We start from the raw sequence: 15,442 nt of genomic DNA on the forward strand, positions 1-15,442 counted from the left end.
CAGCCGCCGGACTCTACCGGCCGCGAGCGCCCCCGAGCAATCGTGCAAAACCCGCCAAAGGGCGGGAATCATTGGCCTTCTTGCTACTCGGCCGAGGAAGCGTCGGGGGATGTGTCCCCGTCCTCGCCCCCGGCGGACGCCTCGGTGGGAGCCGGAGCAGGAGCCGCCTCGGGCAGCGCCTTGGCCCGCTCCAGACCCGCGCTGTCATTCAGCTGGGTGTAGAGGGCCACGGCCTTGTCGCGCTGCTGCAGCTCCTCCGCGAGCTGGGCGGCGCGAGTCAGGTTGCCGAGCTTCTCGTGGAGCGGCAGGGCCTTGTCCTTGCGCCCCGCGGCCTCCCACGCCTCGGCGGACGCGGCGACGTCGCCCAGCAGCTCCAGCCAGCGGGCACGGCCCGCGGGCTTCTGCTCCGACTCGGCCCGGGCCAGCTCGCGCTGCGCCAGCTCCTTCGCCTCGTCGTCCAGCTTCAGCCGCTGCATGAAGTGGAACGCCTTGGGCGGAGGCAGCGTGCCGAGCACCTCCACCGCCTCGCGGCGCTGGCCGGCCGCCACGAGCAGCGTGGCCGCGCCCAGACGGTCTCCACGCTCCACCAGGCTCTTCACCTCGAGCCCGCGGATGCGGTTGGCGCTGGCCATGTCCCGCGAGCGCTCGTACGACTTGCGCGCCAGGGTCAGCTTGCCCGCGCGCTCATAGGCGAGCGCCGCCTGGTCGAACTGGCGGGCCCGCTCGTACAGGCGCGCCACGTTCTCGAAGTCACCCTTGCCCACGTAGTGCTCCATGAGGAGCTCGTAGGCGCCGGCCTTCTCCAGCGTGGGGGCGAGCTGATCCGCCGGCAGCGTGCTCACCAGCTTGCGCGCGGAGTCGTTGTCCCCACCCGCGAGGGCGTTGCGCAGGGCGCTCTTGAGGTCCCCGCCCGCCTCGAACAGGCGCGCCGCGTCGGCGAAGCCGCCGTTGCGCTCGTGGAGCCGGCCCGCGTCACGCGTGCGGCCCATGGCCTCCAGCTGCTTGGCCTGCTCCTTCCAGTCCCCGGTCAGCTCGGGCACCGGACGGCGCTCACCGGGCGCGCCGCGCTCCGGACGCTCACCGCGCTCCCGACGCTCGCCCCGCTCCGGGCGCTCACGACGCTCACCGGACGCGCCGCGCTCCGGACGCTCACCGCGCTCCCGACGCTCGCCCCGCTCCGGGCGCTCGCGACGCTCACCGCGCTCCGGACGCGACTCCGTCCGGGCCTGCGCGGGCGCCTGGGGCTCCTCGACCTCGGGGCCCGGCTGACGGCCGCTGGCGGTGAAGGCCGCCTCGGCGCGCTCCTTGTCGCCCGCAGCGCGCCAGACCTGGCCCACCAGGAACAGCACGTCCGTCCACGCGTCGAACTTCTCCTTCGCCGGGTCCACCGCGGGCGCCGCCGGAGCCGCCGCCTCCGCGGGCGCGCCCTCCGTGGCGACAGCCTCGGCACCCTCGGCCGGAGCCGCCGCCTCCGCAGCAGCCGCGGGGGCCTCGGCCGGAGCCGCGTCGGCGGCGGCAGCCTCCGGCGCGGCCGGCTTGGGCTGACGCTGCACGCGCAGCATCGTGGTGATGAGGCGACCTCGCGTGTTGAGGTCCAGATCATCCAGGGACTTCAGCCGCATGGGCCGCAGCGAGCGGACGATCGCCTGCAGCGGGGCCTTCTCGGCCGTGAAGTCCGTCTTGGACAGCGCCTTCTCCAGGACGCTCAGCTCGGAGATGACCCGCTGGCCCGGGCCCACGGGGCCCTCGTCGCGGCCACGACCCCGACCCTCGCCGCGGCCACGTCCCTCGCCCCTGCCACCACCAGGGCCTCCGGGACCGCCGCGGCCACCAAATCCACCGCCAGGACCATCACGGCGCGGGCCCTGACCCGGCGCACCCCCGTCACGACCGCGCCCACCCTGGCGCGGCCCACCGCTTCCATTCTCCTGAGGCACGTCTATCTCCCGCTAGAACGCGTAGCGAATGTTCGGCGCCACAGCGAATCCGAACGAGCCTCCGGAAACGAGGTAGTTCCCCGTGACCTCGAGCCCCACGGAAAAGTGGCGCAACCGTGTGTAGTACTCCACTCCGGGCCCGGCAAACACAAGAATGTCGGAATCCGGAAGGAGACGCTTCGGCGAGAACATCGCATAACCCGCGCCCGCGCGGAGATAGAACCACGTGCGCTTCACTTCCTGGCTGTCGGCCAGGCCCACCAGACGCGCGCGCAGCACCGCGCCCGGGACGAAGGTGGAGTAGTCGCCGGACACCGCGCCGCCGGACTCGCCGATGTACTCGGCGCTGGTGCGGATGCTGGAGCCCATGACGAACAGGCCCACGGAGATGCGCTCGCCCAGGTCCACGCCCACCTCCACCTGGGCCATGGGGCCGGAGGAGAAGGGCCGGGGCGTCCCCTCGGCCGCGGGCGGGTTGGTCACGAACAGCGGACCGCCGAGCAGCGCGAAGTAGAAGCCCCGCTCGATTTCATCGAACGTGGTGGCGGGCCGGTCGCCCGTCGCCGTGGTGGGTGGTTGCTGTGCGCTCGCGGCCATGGGGAGGACGAACGCGGCACACAGGGCAATGGGGGCGAGGGCTTTCATGCGGTCCTGAGGTTGACGGGGGCTCCCACGGGGGACGGGAGCCGGGGTGACTGCGCGGGCGGCCCCGGGGAAGGGCCGCCCGTCCGACAATGAACATCCGGCGCGCTACTCGCCGGACTGCTTGAAGATGAATGGATAGGTGACGACCACCACGCCACCACCCTTGGGCTCGGGGAACTTCCAGGTGCGAACGCGGCCCGCCACACACGTCTCCAGCTCCGCGTTGCCCGCCGTGGACTGCGCCACCGAGGACGACGCCACGGAGCCGGTGGCCGTGATGACGAACTTCACCGCCACCTTGCCACCCAGCTTCGGGAAGCGGTTGAGCATGCTCTCGTAGCAGTAGCGGATCTGCGCGCGGTTGGCCTGGATGACCTTGCGGATGAGCTCCTTGTCCAGCGAGCCCATGACCTCCGGGTCGGACGAGGTGATGCCCACGTCCACGCTGGACTTGCCGCCCAAAACGCCCACGCCGGTGCCGTAGCTGCCGGTGCCACCGCCGCGGCCCTTGGTGCCGATGCCGCCGATGCCCACGGTGTCACCCGTGCCGCCGCCGCCGCCGCCGGAGCCGCGCAGGCCCAGGCCGCCGAAGCCGCCCGAGTTGCCCGCCTTGGCGCCGAACATGTTGCCCATGGCGCTCTTCAGGTCGCCGCCCAGGCCCTTGCTGCCGAAGACGGTGGAGATGCCGCCCTTGCCGCCGCCGAAGATCTTCGCGGTCAGCGCGCGCGCCTCGTCCTTCTTGTTCGGGTCGCCCTTGGGCGCGGTGCGGTTGTTGGTCTTGGGCGCGTCCTTCTTGCCCATCTGACCCTCGTCACCGCGGCTCTTGGCCGCCATCTCGCCGCTCTTCTTCGCCTCCTTCTGCTGATTGAGGCGCTCGAGGAACTTGTTCTTCTGCACCTCGGGCGGCTTGATGATGAGCTTGGCGATGCGCGCGGAGTTGGCGGACAGCTCGTCCGCGTACTCGTCACCCTCGCCGGTGCGGTTCATCGCGGTGATGACGAACGCGGTGGCCGCGAAGAACATCACCAGGAAGATGTTGAGCGCGGTGTAGTCCAGCGACTCGCCCAGCGGCGCCACGACGCGCTTGGGAACGGACTGGAAGACGGCCTCCATCGTCACGCCGCCCAGGTCCACCCAGAAGAAGTCCTCCGCGTCGAGCGTGAGCGTGTACGCGTCACCCTCGTGCGAGGCCTTGCCGGACTCGATGACCGCCTTGAGCTCCTGCGTCTCGCCCTTGCGCACCAGCTCGCCCTTCATCTTGCCGGTGAAGCGCACGGTGAAGGACTGGCCGTCGGTGCGGAGCACCTCGAAGCGCGGGCCGCCCAGCTTGGCGTCCCCCATGACGAAGTCGACGCCCGCGGCGCTGCCCACCGCCACGGCGCGCTTGGCGCCCGGGCCCACGAAGAACTCGCCCACCCGCTGATCGCCCCAGGAGAAGCGCAGCGCCACGCCCTGCGGACCGCTCGACTTGGAGCGGCGCACGGTGCGAGCACGCGGCGCGGCCTCGGCGGCGGCCTCGCGGGCCGCGGGAGCGGGCTGCTCTTCGGCGGCCACGATGGCGTTCTTCTGCGTGGCGGCGACGGAGGCATCCAGCGCGCCCGAGCTCGCGGCGGCGGCCGGAGCGGGGGCCTCGGGCTCGGCGGCCACGGCGGCGGCCTGCGCGAGCCCGGCGGCCGGAGCGCCCGCGGCCAGCACGGGGTTCTTCTCCGTGGTGGCGTCGGTGCTCGCGGCGGCGACGGCCAGGTTCACCGCGGCCACGGCGGCCGGGTTCTCCAGGTGGATGGTCGTCCCACCCACGCGAATCCTGTCACCGAACGACAGCTGGCCCTTGTTGACCCGCTTGTCGTTGACATACGTCCCCTCGACGCTGCCCATGTCGATGATGGACATGGAGCCGTCGCCGGCGACCTCGATGACGGAGTGGATGCGGCTGACCTTCTCGTCCTCCAGGCACAGGTGCGCCGAGGACAGACGGCCAATCTTGATGATGTCGCGCTCGTAGTCCTTGGACGTGACCAACGTCTCGCCCTTGAAGACCTTGAGTGTCAGCGGAACGGCCATGAAGGCTCCTGCGTGGGGTCAATGCCCGGTATGACAACGCGCGCGCCGGCAGGTTCCCACCGGCGCAGGAAGGCGGAAACTACAGCTCGCCCACCGACTGCATCACCTTGTCCTCGAAGTCCTCGCGGATGCGGATGAGGTTCGAGTGCTTCACCCTCTCGCGGGCGTCGATGTACTCGCCGTCCGGCTTGGTGAGGTCGCCTTCGATGGTGTCGTCCTCGAAGTCGATGTTGGTCGTCTTCGAGTAGCGCACATTGCCGTCGCCCGCCCCACCACCCGCCGGCCTGGCGGCGTCGTCATCCTGGGCGAACGCGGTCGCCGCCGAGAGCACCGCGCACAGCATCAGAGCCTTCCGCATCACTGTCTCCCACGCGGGCCCCGCCGGGCCCGTTCCACACCGTGTGTCCGCTGACGCGGACACCGCGAAGGTTCGCATCATCGCCCCGGGGCCCGCCACAGCGAAGGCACCCGGGGACGTCCCAACTTTCACAGCAGGTCGTCTTCGGGCTCACCCGGCTCGGAAGGATCCGCCGTGCCTGCATTCTTCTTCTCCGCGGGCGCGGGTGCAGGTGCGGGCGACGGGGGCGGAGTCCCACCCGCGGGCGTGGCCTGCGCGCCCGTGCCGGAGCCGGCCACCGGAGCCACGGCGCCACCCGGGGGCGGGGCCTGGTTCTTCTCCTGGTTCTTCTTCTCCGCGGCCTGCATCTGGGACTGCTGCTGCTTCTGGAGCTCCTCCATCTTCTTCGCCTGCTGCTCGGCCATGGCGGCCTCGCGCTTGGCGTTGACGAGGGTCTCCGCCTCGCGCAGCAGCCCGAAGACCGGGGACTCACCGGAGAGGCCCACGCCGTCACCCGCCATGGCGACGTACTTCTTGTAGAGCTCCAGGGCGCGCTCGGGTGCGTCCTTCACCTTGTGCAGGATGATGGCGCGGTTGAGGCTCACCGCCGCCAGCTCCGGGTCGAGCTTCTCCGCCTCGTCGTACTCCTGCATCGCCTTGTCGTACTGCCCCTGGCCCTTGTAGGAGAGGCCCAGGTTCAGGTGCGCGGTGGCGTTCTTCCCGTCCGCCTGCAGGATGCGGCGCAGGTGCTCCTCGGCGCCGGGGTAGTCCTCCGCGTCGAGCGACAGCTGGGCCAGCTCCACGTGCGAGGGGACATAGTCGTCGCGCGCCTCCAGTGCCTTCTTGAAGGACAGCCGCGCGTCGTCCGCGTTGCCCTCGCGCAGTTGGATGATGCCCACCAGGTGGTGCAGCTCCGGGTCCGCGCCGTCCAGCTTCACGCCGCGCAGCGCCACCAGCTTCGCCATGGAGAGCTGCTTGCGGTCCAGGTAGCTGCGGATCATCACCTTCAGCGCGGTGGTGGACGCGGGGTCGCGCATCAGCGCGCCGCGCGACAGCTCCATCGCCTTGTCGTGGTCGTTCTGCTGCCGGTAGATCTCCGCCAGACGGGCGCGCGACTGCGCGTCGTCCGGGTAGCGCTGGAGGACCTCCTGGTAGAGGGCCACGGCGCCGGCCACGTTGCCCGCGTTCTGCTCCATGACGGCCAGGTTCTCCGACGCCTGGCGCAGCGAGGGCTTCTTGGTGAGCGCGGCCTTGTAGCGGGCCTTGGCCTCGGTGGTGTTGCCCTGGCGCTCGGCGATGACGCCCAGGTTGTACTCGGCCTCCGCCAGGTTCGCGTCGGACTCCAGGGCCGACTTGAACTTGCGCTCCAGCGCCGGGTAGTCGAACGCCTTGGCCTTCTTCTGCGTGTCGAAGGACTTCACCGCGTCCTCGAAGCGGGCCTTGGCCGTGTTCGAGATGGGCGGCGGCGGCGCATCCGACGGGGACTTCGCGACGGGGCCCTTGGACGGAGCCGCGGGGCCGGTGGCCTTGGACGAGGAGCAGCCGGCGGCGATGAGCGCCGCGGCGGCCAGCAGGGGGAACAGGCGCATGGTACGGGTCGTCCGGTTCATTAGAGGAAGTCCTCCGGCTCCTCGTCGGCGCCGCCCGACTTGGCGGGCTTGGTGCCATCCGGGGTGGAGGCGGTGGACTTGGTGTCCACCTGGGTCTCGGTCTGCGAGCGCAGCTGCGCGGTGAGGTCCGTGAGGTCCTCCTGCAGCGTCTCCTTCTTCTTCTGGGCCTCGGCCACCGCGGTGGGCGCCGGGGGCGGCACGTCCTGGATGCCCGCGAGCACGTCACCACCGATGAGCTGGCTGCGGCTCTTCAGGGCGACCTTCTCCTCGTGCATCTCCGGGTAGCGGTCCGGCTGGTAGGTCGTGCGCAGCATCTTCAGCGCCTCGGCGGCGCAGTCGTTGAACACGTCCAGCTCGCGGCTCTTGGCGACCGTGGCGGCGAAGGCCTCCGTGGCCTTGTCCTTGAGCGGCTGGGCCTGGTTGGAGAACTCGTCGCGCAGCGCCTGCTGGGACTCCTCGTCCAGGCCGCGGGGCATGGGCGCGTTGGTGACGCGGTCGGCGAAGTGGTCGTACGCCAGACCGATGCGGTTGAGCGCGCACAGCGACGGCTCGGGCGCGCCCAGGGACACCGTCTGCACGTACTTCTTCTCCACCACCTGCAGCGCGCGGCTCTTGTCCTGGATGCTGGCGCGGAAGCGGTCCGGCGACGGCGGGGCGCCCCAGTACAGCTTCAGGCGCTTGTACTCGGCCCAGTCCGGCTCCACGCCCAGGAAGTGCGCCTGGGCGGCGGTGGCCAGCGCGGGCTTCTCCAGCGTGGTCTGCACGCGGCGCGGCAGCTGGTCGAAGTGCTCGCCCACGCGCTTGTACATGCGCACCACGTCGCGCGTCTTGTTCATCTTCTTGTACAGGTCGATGATGCGACCCTCGGCCGTGAGGAACTTGCTGGCCGAGCGCATGTTGTCGCGCTCGTACTCCTCCAGCATCTTGATGGCCTTCATCGCCGCGCCGCTCTTGCCGGTCAGGTCGATGATGGACAGCCGGATGTCGTCCGCGTCCTTCGCCTTCGGCCACAGCTCCAGGTAGCGCTCGCGGTTCTTCAGCGCGGCCTTCGTCTGGCCCAGGCCCTCGCGGTAGGTGGACGCGTTGAACAGCGCCACCTGCGCCTTGGACTCGTCCCACTTCTGCACCACGGCGGGCTTGTTGTCGTCGCCGCCGCCCTTCCTGGCGTTCCTGGCGTTCCTGGCGCTCTTGCCGCGCGCCTTGGCGCCGCCGCCGCCCTTCTCCCCGAGGCTGCGCTCGTAGCCCTTCACGTACAGCTCGTACGTGGTCGCGGCCTGCTCGAAGTCGCCGATGGCCTCCAGCGCCTCCGCGTTCGCGTAGATGGAGTCCGGCACGTACTTGGAACGGGGGTACTGCGCGAAGAGCCGGGCGCGGACCTCGATGGTCTTATCCAGCATCTTGGCTTTGTAGTAGTCGACGGACGCGTTGTAGAGCGCCAGGTCGGCGATCTCCGTCTGCGGGAAGTCGTGCACGAAGTTGAGGTACGCCTCGGCCGCCTTGGCGAACTCCTTCTTCTCCTCCAGCTGGCTGACCAGCTTGAAGGACGACTGCTCGATGAGCTTCGCCAGGTCGTCGCGGAACTTGCCCGTCGCCAGCTTGTCGTTGGCGTAGAAGCGGCGCGCCCACTCGTTCACCTTCGCGAAGTCCTGCAGCAGGTTGTACGAGTCCAGGATGAGGTTGGCGCTGATCTCCGCCGCGCGCGAGCCGTCCTCGAACTTGTACTCGGGGTAGCCGAGCGCGATCTCGCTGAAGCGCAGCACCGCCTCGTCGAAGTGGTTGTGGCGGTAGTAGATGTTGGCCGCCTTGAAGGCGATCTCCACCCGCTTGTCGCCCTTGGGCACGTACTTGAGGTAGCGCTCGCACGCGTCCAGCAGCGCCTTCTTCAGCGTGGGGATGGTGGCCTTCTTGGTGATGTCGGAAGACACACCCTCGCTCTTCGCCTCGCCGCGCGACTCGGCCGTCTTGACGACCTCGTCGTACGCGAGCACCGCGTTGTAGGCGGCGTTCTGCAGCCACTTGCCCGGCTTGCCCGGCTTGGGCTTGCCCTTGTCGTCCTTGGCCTCCAGCACCTTGGCGTCCTGCAGGACGACCAGCGTGTAGTTGGCGGCGGACTTCTCGTAGTTCTGCAGGTTGTCGTTGAGCAGCTCCGCCCAGAAGAAGCGCAGGTCGTACGCCTTGGGGTTGTCCGGGAAGAGCGTGAGGTAGTCGCTGTAGACCGCGTCCGCGTAGCGGAACGTGTCCTCGTTGCGCGTCTTCTTGCCCTCGTTGTGCCAGGTGACGGCCAGGTTGGACAGGGTGCGCTCGGACAGCTCCTTCGCCTCGGCGAGCAGCTTCTTGTCCTTGTCCTCCTTGATGACGCCGGAGCCCTCGACCTCCTTCATGATCTTCACGAGCCGGCGCACCTGGGCCACGGTGCGCTCCTTGTTGCCCATGCGCAGGATGCAGTCGACGATCTTCCCCTGGAAGCCGGGCGCCTCGGGCGACAGCGGCTTCTCCTTGATGAGGGAGTTGAAGGTCAGCGCCGCTTCGCGGTCCTTGCCGTCGCCGTAGTACATGTTGGCGAGCTGCTTCATCATCGTGAAGCGGTCGTCCGGATTGGACGCGACCTTGCCGAAGTCCGCGCGCGCCTGGGCCACGTCACCCTGATGCGCGTACGCGCGCACGTAGTCCGTTCGGGCCTCGCGCACCAGCGAGCCACGGCCGCTCTTGCCGCCGTCCTTCTCCACCGCGTTGGCGCCGGCCAGCTCGCCGTAGAGCACCACGGTCTTGAACTTGTCCTTCGCCGCCTCGTAGTCGCCCAGGTTGTAGTGGCACCAACCCTGCTTGTAGAGGGCGAACGCGTACACCTGGCTCTCAGGGAACTCGGCGGCCTTCTTGTAGGCCACCAGCGCCTTCTCCAGCTCCGGGCGCTTGCCCTTGGAGTTGTTGAAGTAGTACTCGCCGAACGCCAGGTACGCGTCGGGGATGAACTTGGACGTCGGGTGCTTCTCCACCAGGCGCTTGAAGGCGACGAGCGCCTTCCTGTCCTGGCCCTCCTCCATCAGGTACTGACCGAGGAAGAAGAGCACCTCGTCCGTGCGCTCGAACTTCGGGTGCTCCTGGACGATCTTCGTGTACTGCTCGACGGCGAGCTTGCCGTACTCCTTCTGCCTGGCGACGAGCTCCGCCTTCTCCGCCTTGGCGCGCTGCTGGCCCGCGGCGTCGTTGGCGTTCATCGCCTTGAGCAGGTCGTCGTCCTTGCGGTTGGCCTCGAAGAAGTAGAACTTCGATTCCTCCCAATAGAACTCACCCAACCGGAACAACAGGCTGGGGACCTCCTTCGGGTCCGGCGACAGCGAGATGATCTTCTTCAGCGAGGCGATCTGCTCGCGCCGCTTGGAAGCCACCTGGAACTCGACGCCGAGGCGGAACTGGTCGTACTGGAGCGCGGGAGCGACTTCTTCCTTCTTCTTCTCTCGCGTGATGTCTCCGGCAAGGGACTTGTCCACCGCGGTGGCGGACTTCCTGCCGAGGTCGGCGTCACGCGGCGCTTTCTTCTCCTGAGCGGCGGAGGCCGTGGCCAGGAGCACGAGGCAGACGAGGAGCGAACGGCGCATGGTCTTCCTAAGCGGGGGGGACCGGCGTCCCCGGTTGCTTGCCAGACAGCCAAGTGGCCGGGAATCTTCGGGAATTTCCATTCGGGGAGAACCACTATGCGCGGTTTCCAAGGGCAGGGTCAACCCTGACTGGCTGGCCGCTCCAGAAGTGGAAAGCATGCCGGCAAACTTCCAGAACGACTGTGAAAAGGACGACAAGGTGGTTGCCTTGTCGGACCCACCGGGTATGGGGGAGCGGACGGCCGGCTGTCCGGTCGCCCTGCTGGGAGTCGCGCTGGATCATGAGCCTGTTGCCGGAGAGCGCCAGCTTCGAGGAGCTGGTGCAGGACTACTTCCTCGCGGTGCGTGGCGCGGGGCTCATGTTGTCGGCGTTGGACACGGAGCTGCTCACGGCGTGGGCCCGGGAGGGTGTGCCCTTCGAGGTGGTGGCGCGAGGCATCTCCCGCTCCGCGGAGAAGGCCCTGTGGGATGCGCGTCCGGGTGAGCCGGTGCTGCGCAACCTGCGCGCGTGCCGGCGGCAGGTGGACGCGGAGATCAAGAAGTACCGCGCGCTGGCGGCGGGCGCGGGCGTGGCCGCGGAGCCGGAGGCCCCCTCGCGACGTCGCAAGGCGCTGTCGTGGGAAGAGACCCGACACGCCCGGCTGGTGGACGCGCTCGAGGACCTGGCGGGGCGGGACTCCACGCTGGCGCCCCGGGTGGCGTGGCTGCGTGGGACGGTGCTGGCCCGCGTTCCGGAGGAGCCCTCCGCGCTGGATGCCCAGGAGTCCTTGAGCTTCCTGGTGCTCCTGCGCGCCCTGCCCTTCTCTCAACGTCACCAGGTGTGGCGCGACGCGCTTTCGGTGGGTAGCGAACAACAGGTGATGTCCGTGCGCGCGAGGAAGCTGTCGCGGCGCTTTCGCCTGGTGGCGGCGGTGCGGCGACGACTGGGCGTGAAGGAAGTGTGAGAAGCGGCCCGACACTGCTCGTGCGTTCAGTTCACGAGGGGACGGGGAAGGGCTCTGCTATGGCGATGCGCGAGATGGGTGTGGGAGCGAAGGTGGGCGGCGACGGCTGCCGTGTGTGTTCCGGCCGGACGTACGTCATCGAACGGCAGGGAGACCAGGCCCAGGCGCGCGTGTGCGTGTGCTCGGAGAGCTGCTCCGTCTGCGAGGGACGTGGCCATGTGCTCGTGGAGCGCGAGGCCGTCTTCAGCCAGAAGGTGGGTCCCAAGCGCTACGAGGTGATGGAGCCGTGCTCGTGCACGCGGCGGCGGCGGCGCGTGTCGCTCTACAACGAGGTGCGGCTGCCCGGCGTGGTGGCGCATGCGTCGTTCGACAACTACCGGGCCTTCAACGAGGCGCAGGACCGGGGCCGCGGCGTGGCGATGCACTTCGGCCACCAGTACGTGAAGGGCGCGACGTCCAAGGGCTTCATCTTGAGTGGCCCGGTGGGCACGGGGAAGACGCACCTGCTCGCGGCCACGCTCGGCCACCTGGTCATCGAGGTGGGCGTGCGGGCGCGGTACGTGGAGATCTCGCTGCTCTACGCCACCATCCGGCGCGGCTTCCAGGAGGGCAAGAGCGGCGGGGAGATCATCGGACCGCTGTCGGAGGTGGAGGTGCTGGCCATCGACGAGCTGGGCAAGGGGCGCGGCAGTCCCTTCGAGATGGAGACGCTCGATGAGCTCATCGCCCGCCGCTACAACGCGGGGCGCACCACGCTGTTCGCCACGAACTACTCGCTGGAGCCGGAGAAGAAGCAGCGCACCCACGGGCCCACGGGCTACCGGTCCACGGAGGACGCGCGTGCCGCGGTGAAGGACTACGAGCTGCTGCGCGAGCGCGTGGGCGAGCGCATCTACAGCCGCCTGTGCGAGATGTGCACCTTCGTGGAGCTGCCGAAGGACACGCCGGACCGTCGGCGCACGCGGCAGGAGATGGACTCGCTGCACAACCCGCCCGCGGGAATGCGCAGCGCGGGCCGCTGAGCGCTTCCGGGTCGGAGCCGGGTATTCCGGCTCACGACAGTGGACGTGCCCGCGGGTCCTTTGCGTCAATGCGCGGATGACCGACGCCATCCTCGTCCTCGTCACCGCGCCCTCCGCCGACAAGGCCGCCGAGCTGGCGCGAAGCCTCGTGGAGGAGCAGCTCGCCGCGTGCGGCAACATCCTCCCCGGGCTGCGCTCCATCTACCACTGGGAGGGCAAGGTGCAGGACGACGCGGAGGCGCTCATCCTCTTCAAGACGCGCGCCTCCCTCTTCGACGCCCTGCGCTCGCGCATCGTCGAGCTGCACCCCTACGACGTGCCGGAAGTCTTGCGCTTCGACATCGCCGGTGGCCATGCGCCCTACCTGGCCTGGATCCTGGACAGCACCCGCGCGCCGTCATGACGGGGCTGTCGTCGGCTCGGGCGTGACGGAGACACCGGCGTCCGCGGTGAAGACGAAGTGTCCGTCCTGGAAGTCGACGAGGATGCGCTGGCCCTCGCTCACCGAGCCTCGGAGCAGCATGCGGCTGATCTCCGTCTCCAGTTCGCGCTGGATGACGCGGCGAAGGGGCCTTGCCCCATAGCGCGGCTCGAAGCCCCGCTCCGCCAGCGCGTCGCGCGCCGCGTCCGTCAGCTCCAGGCGCAGGTTCTGCCCGTGCAGCTTGCGGCGGGTGGCCTCCAGCATCGTGTCGACGATGCGCCTCAACTGCGCGGGGTTGAGCGGATGGAAGACGATGATGTCGTCGATGCGGTTGATGAACTCCGGACGGAAGTGGCCGCGCAGCGCGTTCATCACCGCCTCGCTGGCGCGCTCCCGGCCCGTCTTCTCCTCGTCCTCCGAGCGCTGGAAGCCCAGCGCCGCCCTCGCGGCCCCCATCGCCTCCGAGCCCAGGTTGGACGTCATGATGATGACCGCGTTCTTGAAGTCCACCGTGCGCCCGCGTGAGTCCGTGAGCCGGCCGTCATCCAGGATTTGCAACAGCAGGTTGAACACGTCCGGGTGGGCCTTCTCCACCTCGTCGAACAGCAGCACCGAGTAGGGCCTGCGCCGCACGGCCTCCGTCAGTCGCCCGGCCTCCTCGTAGCCCACGTAACCGGGCGGCGCGCCGATGAGACGGCTCACGGTGTGGCGCTCCTGGAACTCGGACATGTCCAGGCGGATCATCGCGGCCTCGTCGTTGAACAGGTAGTCGGCCAGCGCGCGCGCCGTCTCCGTCTTCCCCACGCCCGTGGGCCCCAGGAACAGGAACGAGCCGATGGGCCGGTTCGGGTCCTTCAGCCCCGCGCGCGCACGGCGCACGGCTTCAGCGATGGCCCGGAGCGCGTCCTCCTGCCCCACCACGCGCTGCTTCAGCGCGTCTTCCATCTCCAAGAGTCGCTGGCTCTCCTCCTGCTGCAGCTTGCGCGCGGGGATGCCCGTCCACTCACTCACCACCGTGGCGATGTCCTCGGGCGTCACGGAGGGCTCGGTGACACCGCGTTTCAATTGCCACTGGGTCCGCAGCCCCTCCAGCTCGGTGCGCAGGGTCTCGATTTCACCCTTGAGCCGGCTGGCCTCCTCGTAGCGCTCCCCCGCCACCGCGGCGCTCTTGTCCTTCTCCTTCTGCTCCAGCATCGCCTCCACCTCGCCCAGGCGGTCCGGCGCGGTGCGCGCGCCCAGGCGCACCATGGCGGAGGCCTCGTCGAGCAGGTCGATGGCCTTGTCCGGCAGGAAGCGGTCATTGACGTACTTGTCCGACAGCTCGACGGACGCCGTCAGCGACGTGTCGAGGATCTTCACCCGGTGGTGCGCCTCGTACGCGTCGCGCAGCCCGCGCAGGATTTCGATGGCCTGCTCCGGTGTGGGCTCGGCCACCATGACCGGCTGGAAACGGCGCTCCAGCGCGGCGTCCTTCTCGATGTTCTTGCGGTACTCGTCCAGCGTCGTGGCGCCCAGGCACTGGAGCTCGCCCCGCGCCAGGGCCGGCTTGAGCAGGTTGGACGCGTCCATCGCGCCCTCCGCTCCGCCCGCGCCCACCACCGTGTGCACCTCGTCGATGAAGAGGATGATCTGCCCCTTGAGGGCGCGAATCTCATCCATCAGTCCCTTGAAGCGCTCCTCGAACTCGCCCCGGAACTTCGTGCCTCCCAGCACGCTGCCCAGGTCCAGCGACAGCACGCGCTTGTCCTTGAGCACCTCCGGCACATCTCCCGAGATGATTCGCTGCGCGAGCCCCTCCGCGATGGCCGTCTTGCCCACACCCGGCTCGCCGATGAGCACCGGGTTGTTCTTCGTCTTGCGGCTCAAGATGCGGATGACGCGGCTGATCTCCTTCTCGCGCCCGATGACCGGGTCCAGCTCGCCGGCTCGCGCGAGCGCGGACACATCCCGCGTGAAGCGCGTGAGGTTCGGAGGCAGGCCTCCGCCCCCCTGACGGGCTGCGCCTCCGGGCGCGGGCGTGGTCGGGCCCCCTATCGAGGCCATCAGGCGCTTGCGCAGCTCGTTGACGTCGACGCCCGAGAGGAACTGCGCGGCGAAGCTCTCCGCCTCCATCAGGATGCCCAGCAACAGGTGCTCGGGACCGATGAAGCTGTGCCCCATCTGCAGGGCCTGGAGCCGCGCGATCTGGAGCACGCGCTTGACGCCGGAGGACAGCGCGACGACGGCCGCCTTGCGCGGCTCGCGGCGCGGCATCACCGCGTCCAGTCGCGTCTCGAACTCGTCCACGGGCGCGCCCAGGTGCTTGAGTGCCTCGCGCAGCTCCGGCACCGAGTGCAACAACGACAACAGCAGATGCTCGATGCGCATCCGCTCATAGCCCGAGTCGAGCGTCATCCGCGCCGCGCGCTCCAACACCTGCTGCGCCATCTCCGACAGCTGCGTGAGCAGGTTCTCCCGGCTCCGCGGGCGCGGGCCCATCAACTGCTCGACGAGGCTCTCCAGGCTGCCGAAGCCGTTCGCTCCGCTCAGCCCCACGCCCATCGCGCTCGCGCAGTGGTTGCAGAGCTGGAGGGTCGTCTCCTGTCCCTCCATCCGCTTCTTGAGCTGGACCGCGGCCGGGCGCGTTCCACAGTTCTGACACAGCATGGTCGACGACCTCCGCGCTCCACTCCCTCGGGCAAGCTAGGGACGGAGGCGGGCGTGGGGCTCGGCCACGAGCAGGCGTGCTGACGAGGCGCCCTCCTGCTCCTCGGAGGGTGGACACGCATGAGCGCGTCACCTCACCCCCGGGGACATTGCCCCCGCGTGAGGCCGGCCGCACATCTTCCTTTCGGGTCAGCCCCAGGGGAACATCGGTCCGAGCGCCCCG

10 protein-coding genes are annotated in these 15,442 nt (G+C 69.4%); 3 read left to right on the plus strand and 7 right to left on the minus strand.

Features of this window, described 5'->3' with window-relative positions; all coding sequences use genetic code 11:
• Positions 1-83: 83 nt before the first annotated feature.
• From AC6JA9_RS28675 to AC6JA9_RS28700, 6 genes are all read right to left on the minus strand, one after another.
• Positions 84-1,739: a DEAD/DEAH box helicase gene (locus tag AC6JA9_RS28675; protein ID WP_267700273.1), complete on the minus strand. Its 1,656-nt coding sequence runs from the start codon at positions 1,737-1,739 to the stop codon at positions 84-86.
• A gap of 210 nt (positions 1,740-1,949) precedes the next feature.
• Positions 1,950-2,582, minus strand: a complete 633-nt coding sequence (gene cglE, locus AC6JA9_RS28680) for an adventurous gliding motility protein CglE (RefSeq protein WP_141324395.1) — start codon at positions 2,580-2,582, stop codon at positions 1,950-1,952.
• A 105-nt stretch (positions 2,583-2,687) separates the two neighbouring features.
• Entirely contained in the window at positions 2,688-4,643 is a 1,956-nt protein-coding gene (gltG, locus tag AC6JA9_RS28685; RefSeq protein ID WP_497958143.1) for an adventurous gliding motility protein GltG, read from the minus strand.
• A gap of 79 nt (positions 4,644-4,722) precedes the next feature.
• Positions 4,723-5,001, minus strand: coding sequence for an adventurous gliding motility protein CglF (cglF, locus tag AC6JA9_RS28690; protein ID WP_141324397.1), 279 nt, complete (start codon positions 4,999-5,001; stop codon positions 4,723-4,725).
• A 128-nt stretch (positions 5,002-5,129) separates the two neighbouring features.
• A complete protein-coding gene (gene gltE, locus AC6JA9_RS28695; protein ID WP_223745732.1) occupies positions 5,130-6,590 on the minus strand; it encodes an adventurous gliding motility TPR repeat lipoprotein GltE in 1,461 nt (486 codons plus the stop codon).
• On the minus strand, positions 6,590-10,186 hold the full coding sequence (locus tag AC6JA9_RS28700; RefSeq protein WP_497958144.1) for a tetratricopeptide repeat protein: 3,597 nt from the start codon (positions 10,184-10,186) through the stop codon (positions 6,590-6,592). The genes gltE and AC6JA9_RS28700 overlap by 1 nt, the downstream gene beginning before the upstream one ends.
• A 281-nt stretch (positions 10,187-10,467) precedes the next feature.
• Here AC6JA9_RS28700 and AC6JA9_RS28705 point away from each other — a divergent pair, with 281 nt between their 5' ends.
• The 3 genes from AC6JA9_RS28705 (at position 10,468) to cutA (ending at position 12,555) form a co-directional block, all read left to right on the plus strand.
• Positions 10,468-11,130 (plus strand): hypothetical protein, encoded by a 663-nt coding sequence (locus AC6JA9_RS28705; RefSeq protein ID WP_141324400.1) that lies wholly within the window; start codon positions 10,468-10,470, stop codon positions 11,128-11,130.
• A gap of 59 nt (positions 11,131-11,189) precedes the next feature.
• On the plus strand, positions 11,190-12,152 hold the full coding sequence (locus tag AC6JA9_RS28710; RefSeq protein ID WP_426745714.1) for an ATP-binding protein: 963 nt from the start codon (positions 11,190-11,192) through the stop codon (positions 12,150-12,152).
• Between the two features lie 76 nt (positions 12,153-12,228).
• The gene (gene cutA / locus AC6JA9_RS28715; protein WP_223784111.1) at positions 12,229-12,555 is read left to right on the plus strand and encodes a divalent-cation tolerance protein CutA; all 327 of its coding nucleotides are present in this window, start codon (positions 12,229-12,231) and stop codon (positions 12,553-12,555) included.
• Here cutA and AC6JA9_RS28720 read toward each other — a convergent pair.
• A complete protein-coding gene (locus tag AC6JA9_RS28720; RefSeq protein WP_497958145.1) occupies positions 12,550-15,219 on the minus strand; it encodes an ATP-dependent Clp protease ATP-binding subunit in 2,670 nt (889 codons plus the stop codon). The genes cutA and AC6JA9_RS28720 overlap by 6 nt on opposite strands.
• Between the last annotated feature and the right edge of the window lie 223 nt (positions 15,220-15,442).

It is taken from the genome of Myxococcus sp. MH1, assembly GCF_059738865.1.

Excerpts from the sequence above, each read along its gene's own strand:
- gltE (WP_223745732.1), bottom strand. The coding sequence starts at position 6,590 with ATGAACCGGACGACCCGTACCATGCGCCTGTTCCCCCTGCTGGCCGCC.
- AC6JA9_RS28720 (WP_497958145.1), bottom strand. The coding sequence starts at position 15,219 with ATGCTGTGTCAGAACTGTGGAACGCGCCCGGCCGCGGTCCAGCTCAAG.
- cglE (WP_141324395.1), bottom strand. The coding sequence starts at position 2,582 with ATGAAAGCCCTCGCCCCCATTGCCCTGTGTGCCGCGTTCGTCCTCCCC.
- AC6JA9_RS28705 (WP_141324400.1), top strand. The coding sequence starts at position 10,468 with ATGAGCCTGTTGCCGGAGAGCGCCAGCTTCGAGGAGCTGGTGCAGGAC.
- AC6JA9_RS28710 (WP_426745714.1), top strand. The coding sequence starts at position 11,190 with ATGGCGATGCGCGAGATGGGTGTGGGAGCGAAGGTGGGCGGCGACGGC.
- AC6JA9_RS28700 (WP_497958144.1), bottom strand. The coding sequence starts at position 10,186 with ATGCGCCGTTCGCTCCTCGTCTGCCTCGTGCTCCTGGCCACGGCCTCC.
- gltG (WP_497958143.1), bottom strand. The coding sequence starts at position 4,643 with ATGGCCGTTCCGCTGACACTCAAGGTCTTCAAGGGCGAGACGTTGGTC.
- cglF (WP_141324397.1), bottom strand. The coding sequence starts at position 5,001 with ATGCGGAAGGCTCTGATGCTGTGCGCGGTGCTCTCGGCGGCGACCGCG.
- cutA (WP_223784111.1), top strand. The coding sequence starts at position 12,229 with ATGACCGACGCCATCCTCGTCCTCGTCACCGCGCCCTCCGCCGACAAG.